The following is a 6703-nucleotide window of genomic DNA, read 5'->3' as shown; positions in this document are numbered from 1 at the left end:
GACAGGCCGGGGTGGGGTGCGGCGCAGACCCCACCCCGCTCCGCTTCGCGGATCGACCCTCCCCACAAGGAGGAGGGTAAAAGCTCAAAACCCAGCCTGATCGCGAAACAACTCCGCATTGTCCAGCTTCGAAACCTCGATCACCGCTTGCGTGCGGCTGTAGACATTGAGCTTGCGCAGGATTTCGGAGACATGCGCCTTCACCGTGGTTTCGCCCACCTGCAGCTCATAGGCGATCTGCTTGTTGAGCAGGCCCTGGCGCAGCATCTGCAGCACGCGCAGCTGTTGCGGCGTCAGTGTCGACAGGCGCTGCACCATGTCGGCGCGGTCGGCGCTGTCGGCGTCCGGCGGCCGGCCTTCATAGGTTTCCGGCACATAGATCGCGCTATCCGCATCCCGACATCAAGGTCGTCGGCACGACCAAATACTTCCTGCACCGCGAGCATCTCGCCTCGGTGCGCATGGTCACCGACATGTCGGGCAACACCGTAGAAAGCAACAGCTACGCCACCTATGGCGAAAGCCTCAACACCGGCTTCCAGACGCAGAAGAACTACATCGGCGAACGCTTCGATCCCGAGACCGGCCTGCTGTATCTCAACGCACGGTATATGGATCCGGTTCTGGGGCGGTTCATTTCGCCGGATGATTGGGATCCGACGCTGCCTGGCGTGGGCACCAACCGGTATGCGTATGCCCAGAACGATCCGGTCAACAAGAGTGACCCGAATGGGCATGCCATCGATCCGAACGAAGGCAAGGATCCTCTTGGGGCCGAAGGCGGCTCCAAGGCGGCAGACAGCAGCACCAAGTCGAAAGATCTTCAAGCAGCAGGAGACAAGGCTGCAAAGGACCTCTCGAACGCGAGCACAAAGGACAAGAAAAAGAGTTCTGACGGGTCGAAGGTAGCTGACGGCGACGGAGCGCCGGACGAAGCCGACCCGATGCATCACTTTGACGAAGAGCTGGAGAACGACTTATTTGATCCAGTCGTTGGACGTGACAAGCATGTCGACGGTTTCACCATAAAGGGTCTAGGTACTGGAGCGGTTCCGGAGGGCGCTCCGATAAAGGGAGGGACTTATACGTTAAAAAATGAGAATGGCGTGGTTGTCAGAACCGGAAGAACGAATGACTTGACCAGGCGAGCCCTAGAACATGCCCGCGATCCGGCTTTAAAAGATTTCACATTCCAGCGACAAAACCTTACAGATGCCTACAAGGAACAACGCGGCTTAGAACAAATTGCTCACGAAACATATAACCCTTCGCTTAATAAAGTTAGCCCGATTGGTAATAGAAATCCAAATTTCTCTGACTACATGAGGGCGGCTAAAGATTTTCTGAGCAGACAGTAGGAGTAAAAGATGGCAAAATTGCCGTACAGAGAAGGAACATTGTTTGCTGTTCCGCTGAGGCGAGGTGGCTACGTCATTGGCTTAGTGGCTCGCTCGGCGCCAAGAGGGAGAATCATTTTGGTGTATCTATTTGGCCCCAAAAGATCAGAGATACCCAATTTGAAAGACATCTCCACGCTCCAGCGGAAAGACGCAATTAGATGCTTGAGGGTGGGGGATCTCGGGCTGATCAACGGCGACTGGCGAATTATAGGAGAATTGGACGCATGGCGTAAAGAAGATTGGCCCATGCCGAGATTTGTGGATAAAAACGATCTATCCAAGAAAGTATTTATTTCAACCTACGCGGATTCTGACCCTTCAGAGCTTGAGCGCCATGATCCCGCCCCCTTGGATATCGTCGGCTTGGAACCCGATGGCTTACACGGTTACGGCGCGGTCGAATTGCTTATGACTAAGCAGTTGGACGGTAATAACGTTTTGTAGTCTTGTTTGCCTCCACTATCCAATTACGGTGACAGAATTACGGCACAGTGCACCTTTTGCTACGTTCGCCCGGCCATCATTGAGCGCGGCGCCTGCGTTACCCTCCCCTCGATGGGGAGGGTCGGCGCGGAGCGCCGGGGTGGGGTGCGGCGCAGACCCCCACCCCGCTCCGCTTCGCGGAGCCCCCACAAGGGGGAGGGTAAAAGCTCAAAACCCCGCCTGATCGCGAAACAGCTCCGCATTGCCCAGCTTCGAAACCTCGATCACCGCTTGCGTGCGGCTATATACATTGAGCTTGCGCAGTATCTCCGAGACGTGCGCCTTCACCGTGGTCTCTCCCACCTGCAGCTCGTAGGCGATCTGCTTGTTGAGCAGGCCCTGGCGCAGCATCTGCAGCACGCGCAGTTGCTGCGGCGTCAGTGTCGACAGGCGCTGCACCATGTCGGCGCGGTCGGCGCTGTCGGCGTCCGGCGGCCGGCCTTCATAGGTCTCCGGCACATAGATCGCGCCTTCCATCACCGAGCGGATGGCTGCGGCGAGGTCGCTCTTGCGCGCCGATTTCGGGATGAAGCCGGCAGCGCCATAGGACAGCGCTTCGGAAATGATCTTCGGCTCCTCGTAACCAGAGACGATCACCACGGGCAGGCGCGGATAGCGGGTCCGGAGTTGCAGCAGGCCGTCAAAACCGTGCACGTCGGGCATCGAGAGGTCGAGAAGCGCGAGGTCGAACGGCTTGGCATCGGCCAGAAGATCGAGCGCCTCGGTGATCGAGCGCGCCTCCACCGTGTCGACTTCCGGATAGGCCATCTGCACGGCGCTGTGCAGCGCCTCACGAAACAGCGGATGGTCGTCGATGATCAGGAACCGGGCGCGATCGTGGGTTGCGGTCATGGGGTTCATTTCAGTTCGTGAGCAATTAGAATAACCTCTCCACCATGGCCAGATTATTGCCAAATAGTATATCGCCATCTCCGACGGAAAGTGCCGCCGGCACTTTCTCGACCAGATCGCCTTGTCCAGGCCCTAAATCGATCGAATGCTCCGGCAACCAAGCAGAGACCCTTGATGACAGAATTCGTCCTTCCCCTGCCCGCAACCGCATCGGTGGCCGTTGCCGGCTCGTCCGATCGTTTTGCGGTGCGCCGTATCTACTGCGTCGGCCGCAACTACGCGGCGCATGCCCGCGAATTCGGCAATGACGAGCGTGATCCGCCCTTCTTCTTCACCAAGCCGGCCGACGCGGTGGTCGATTCCGGCACCGCTATCCCCTACCCGCCGCTGACGGCCAATCTGCACCACGAGATCGAACTGGTGGCCGCGATCGGCAAAGCCGGCTTCCGCATTGCCCGCGACAAGGCGCTGGACCATGTCTGGGGCTACGGCGTCGGCATCGACCTCACCCGCCGCGACCTGCAGGACGAGGCCAAAAAGGCTGCCCGGCCCTGGGACTGGTCGAAGGCCTTCGACCGCTCCGCCCCTTGCGGCCCGCTGGTCCCTGCGGCGAAATCCGGACATCCGCAAAAGGGCCGCATCTGGCTCGCCGTCAACGGCAAGGTCAGGCAGGATGCCGACCTCGCCGAACTGATCTGGCCGATACCGGATATCGTGTCGATCTGCAGCGAGGCGATGGAGCTCGAGCCCGGCGACCTGATCTTCACCGGTACGCCGGCAGGCGTCGGCGCGGTTGGCCCCGGCGACACGATGACCGGCGGCGTCGACGGCATCGGGACCATCGAAGTGACCATCGGCCAGCCGAAGTGAGGCCATGAGCGAACTCGTCCTGCACAACTACTATCGCTCCTCCACCTCCTACCGGGTGCGGATCGCGCTGGAGATGAAGGGGCTGAGCTACGACTATATCCCGCATCATCTGCGCCATGGCGAGCACCTCGAACCAGCCTATCTCGCGGTCAATCCGCAAGGGCTGGTGCCGGCGCTGGTGCTCGGCGACGGCACGCTGCTGACGCAATCGCTGGCGATCATCGAATTCCTCGACGAGACCAGCCCGGAACCACCGCTATTGCCAGGGGATGCGGCCGGTCGGGCACGGGTCAGAATGCTGGCGCAGATGATCGCCTGCGACATCCACCCGGTGAACAATCTGCGCGTGCTGACCTCGCTGCGCACGCTGTTCGGCGCCGGCGACGAGGACGTCGTCAACTGGTTCCGCCACTGGGTGAACGAGGGCTTTCAGCCGCTTGAAAAGATCCTGGCCTTGTCGGCGGAGACCGGAACATTCTGCCATGGCGACGCGCCGGGTCTGGCTGACATCTGCCTCGCCGCACAGATTGCCAGCAATGCCCGCTTTGGCGTCGATCTGACGCCCTACCCGACGATCGCGCGCATCAACGCCGCCTGCATGGCGCTGCCGGCCTTCCAGAAAGCGGCGCCCCAGAACCAGATCGACGCGGAATAAGGCGTCATCTGCGTAGCGTCGGCACCGGAACAGTATGGCTGGCGGAATCGATTTTCGCTTGACCGGATAGGGAATCGGCTATCGTTTCCCGCAGGCCGTGTGAAAGGTGGTGTTGCCGATGAAAGCCGTCGTCTTCGAGAAATTCGGCGAAGCGCCGAGGATCCAGACCGTTCCTGATCCGAAGCCGGCAGCCGATGGCGTCGTCATCAAGGTCGAGGCGACCGGTCTGTGCCGCAGCGACTGGCATGGCTGGATGGGTCATGACGAAGGCATCACGCTGCCGCACGTGCCGGGCCACGAACTTGCCGGCATCGTCGTCGCCGCGGGCAAGCAGGTCACGCGCTGGAAGGCCGGCGAGCGCGTCACAGTGCCGTTCGCCGTCGGCTGCGGCCGCTGCTTCGAGTGTAATTCGGGCAATCACCAGGTCTGCGAGCACCAGACACAGCCTGGCTTCACCGGCTGGGGCTCGTTTGCCGAATATGTCGCCATCGAACATGCCGACACCAATCTTGTGCGCCTGCCCGACGAGATGGAATTCGCCACCGCCGCCAGCCTCGGCTGCCGCTTCGTCACTTCGTTTCGAGCCATTGTCGACCAGGGCCGGGTGAAGCCGGGCGAATGGGTCGCGGTGCATGGCTGCGGCGGCGTCGGCCTGTCGGCGATTATGATTGCCAGCGCCATGGGCGCCAATGTCATCGCCATCGATCTCACCGACGAGAAACTGGATTTCGCCAAAAAGATCGGCGCCGTCGCCACCATCAATGCATCTACAACGCCGAACGTGGTCAAGGCGGTCAAGCAGATCACCAATGGCGGCGCGCATATGTCGATGGACGCGCTCGGCCACCCCACCACCTCGTTCAATTCGATATCCAATCTGCGCCGGCGCGGCCGCCATGTGCAGGTCGGTCTGATGCTGGGCGAGCATGCCCGGCCGCAGGTGCCGATGGACAAGGTGATCGCCTTCGAGCTCGAAATCCTCGGCAGCCACGGCATGCAGGCCTATCGCTACCCCGCGATGATGGAGATGATCCGCCACGGCAAGCTCAAGCCGGAACTGCTCGTCGGCAAGAGGATCAGCCTCGACGAGGCGCCCGCAGCCTTGATGGCGATGGGCGGCTTCGAGGGCATCGGCATTGGGGTGGTGACGAAGTTTTAGGCGAGGACGGCACCGTCGTCAGGCAATCGCGCGTCGTGGCAATTCCTGCTTCGCGAATCGCTTGGCGCCTACGACGCAAAGCACGACGCCAAGCGTAACGACCACCATCAGCGGGCTGACCTGCTCGTGCAGCAGCGTCGCTGCCAGTGCCAGCCCGAAAAATGGCTGCAGCAGCTGCAACTGTCCAACCGCGGCGATGCCGCCTTGCGCCAGCCCGCGATACCAGAACACGAAGCCGATCAGCATGCTGAACAACGAGACATAGGCAAGCCCCATCCACGCACTGACGCCGACGCCGTCGAACGACGGCGGCATGGTCAGCAGCGTCAGCACCAGCATGATCGGCAGCGACAGCACCAGCGCCCAGCAGATCACTTGCCAGCCGCCGAGCCTGCGCGACAGCGCGGCGCCCTCGGCATAGCCGAGGCCGCAAGCGATGATGGCAGCCAGCATCAGACCGTCGCCAACCGGCGAGGCCGTCACGCCCTGCGTCAGCGCAAAGCCCGCGACCAGCGCACTGCCTATGCATGAAAACAACCAGAACGCCGGGCGCGGCCGATCGCCGCCGCGCAGCACGCCGAATATCGCAGTGGCCAGCGGCAGCAAGCCGACGAAGATAATGGAATGGGCCGTGGTGACGTGCTCGAGCGCCAGCGCGGTCAGCAAGGGAAAGCCGACAACCACGCCAAGTGCCACGATCACCAGCGACAGCAGATCGCCGCGCTCCGGGCGTTTCTGCCGAAACAGGAGCAGGAGCGCAAGGCCAAGCAGTCCGGCAATCGCCGCCCGGGCCGAGGTCAGGAATGTCGGATCGAATTCCCTGACCGCCACCCGCGTCGCCGGCAGCGAGCCGCTGAAGATCAACACGCCGATGAATCCATTCATCCAGCCACTCGCGGTCTTGTCCATCGTATGCTCCGTTTGTCGGCTCCGTATCGCGCGGAGCCGGTAGTATCGCCAGAGACAATGCGGTACAATTATGCAAAACTGTCATGGTCAGCAGAGCAGTACGGATGGACAAGCAGACTACAGGAAGCGAGAGCGGCGGTACGCTGGTCGAAGGCGTCATGGCGACGATCCGCCAACGGATCGCGGCGCGCAGCCTGACGCCGGGAGCGCAATTGCCGTCGATCCGCACCTTTGCCAAATCCATGCGAGTGTCCAAATCCACCGTGGTCGAAGCCTATGAGCGGCTCGCCGCCGAAGGCGCGATCCGCTCGCGGCCGGGCTCCGGCTTCTATGCCGCCGGATCGCTGGCGCCGCTGTCGCTGGCCGAAATCGGCC

Annotated in this window: 8 protein-coding genes and 1 pseudogene; 6 read left to right on the top strand and 3 right to left on the bottom strand. The window is 61.6% G+C overall.

Annotated elements, in window-relative coordinates; all coding sequences use genetic code 11:
* Positions 1-84 precede the first annotated feature (84 nt).
* Positions 85-384 (bottom strand): annotated as a pseudogene (locus EN949_RS31345) (response regulator transcription factor); the annotation flags it as partial.
* Positions 385-461: 77 nt separating this feature from the next.
* Here EN949_RS31345 and EN949_RS36010 point away from each other — a divergent pair.
* Together EN949_RS36010 and EN949_RS31335 are read left to right on the top strand one after the other, a co-directional pair.
* Positions 462-1358, top strand: a complete 897-nt coding sequence (locus tag EN949_RS36010; protein ID WP_164770051.1) for an RHS repeat-associated core domain-containing protein — start codon at positions 462-464, stop codon at positions 1356-1358.
* A gap of 9 nt (positions 1359-1367) precedes the next feature.
* Entirely contained in the window at positions 1368-1844 is a 477-nt protein-coding gene (locus tag EN949_RS31335) for an Imm26 family immunity protein (protein ID WP_127366450.1), read from the top strand.
* Between the two features lie 207 nt (positions 1845-2051).
* Here EN949_RS31335 and EN949_RS31330 read toward each other — a convergent pair whose 3' ends face one another.
* Positions 2052-2735 carry a response regulator transcription factor gene (locus EN949_RS31330; RefSeq protein WP_164755650.1) on the bottom strand — a complete coding sequence of 228 codons (684 nt, stop codon included), beginning with the start codon at positions 2733-2735 and terminating at the stop codon, positions 2052-2054.
* A gap of 174 nt (positions 2736-2909) precedes the next feature.
* Here EN949_RS31330 and EN949_RS31325 point away from each other — a divergent pair, with 174 nt between their 5' ends.
* From EN949_RS31325 to EN949_RS31315, 3 genes are all read left to right on the top strand, one after another.
* Entirely contained in the window at positions 2910-3605 is a 696-nt protein-coding gene (locus EN949_RS31325; RefSeq protein ID WP_013531256.1) for a fumarylacetoacetate hydrolase family protein, read from the top strand.
* Between the two features lie 4 nt (positions 3606-3609).
* Positions 3610-4260, top strand: a complete 651-nt coding sequence (gene maiA, locus EN949_RS31320) for a maleylacetoacetate isomerase (RefSeq protein WP_127367446.1) — start codon at positions 3610-3612, stop codon at positions 4258-4260.
* 118 nt (positions 4261-4378) lie between these two features.
* Positions 4379-5419 carry a zinc-dependent alcohol dehydrogenase family protein gene (locus tag EN949_RS31315; protein ID WP_127367447.1) on the top strand — a complete coding sequence of 347 codons (1041 nt, stop codon included), beginning with the start codon at positions 4379-4381 and terminating at the stop codon, positions 5417-5419.
* Between the two features lie 18 nt (positions 5420-5437).
* Here the strand turns inward: EN949_RS31315 and EN949_RS31310 are convergent, their stop codons facing one another.
* Positions 5438-6328, bottom strand: a complete 891-nt coding sequence (locus EN949_RS31310) for a DMT family transporter (RefSeq protein WP_013531253.1) — start codon at positions 6326-6328, stop codon at positions 5438-5440.
* 104 nt (positions 6329-6432) lie between these two features.
* Between EN949_RS31310 and EN949_RS31305 the strand changes: the two genes are divergently transcribed.
* The coding region (locus EN949_RS31305; protein WP_164782596.1) for a winged helix-turn-helix domain-containing protein at positions 6433-6703 on the top strand (271 nt) is incomplete at its 3' end.

The sequence above is a fragment of the Mesorhizobium sp. M7A.F.Ca.US.007.01.2.1 genome (assembly GCF_003998165.1).
Classification (GTDB): Bacteria; Pseudomonadota; Alphaproteobacteria; order Rhizobiales; family Rhizobiaceae; genus Mesorhizobium; species Mesorhizobium ciceri.
This window is presented reverse-complemented; position numbering and strand designations above follow the sequence as displayed.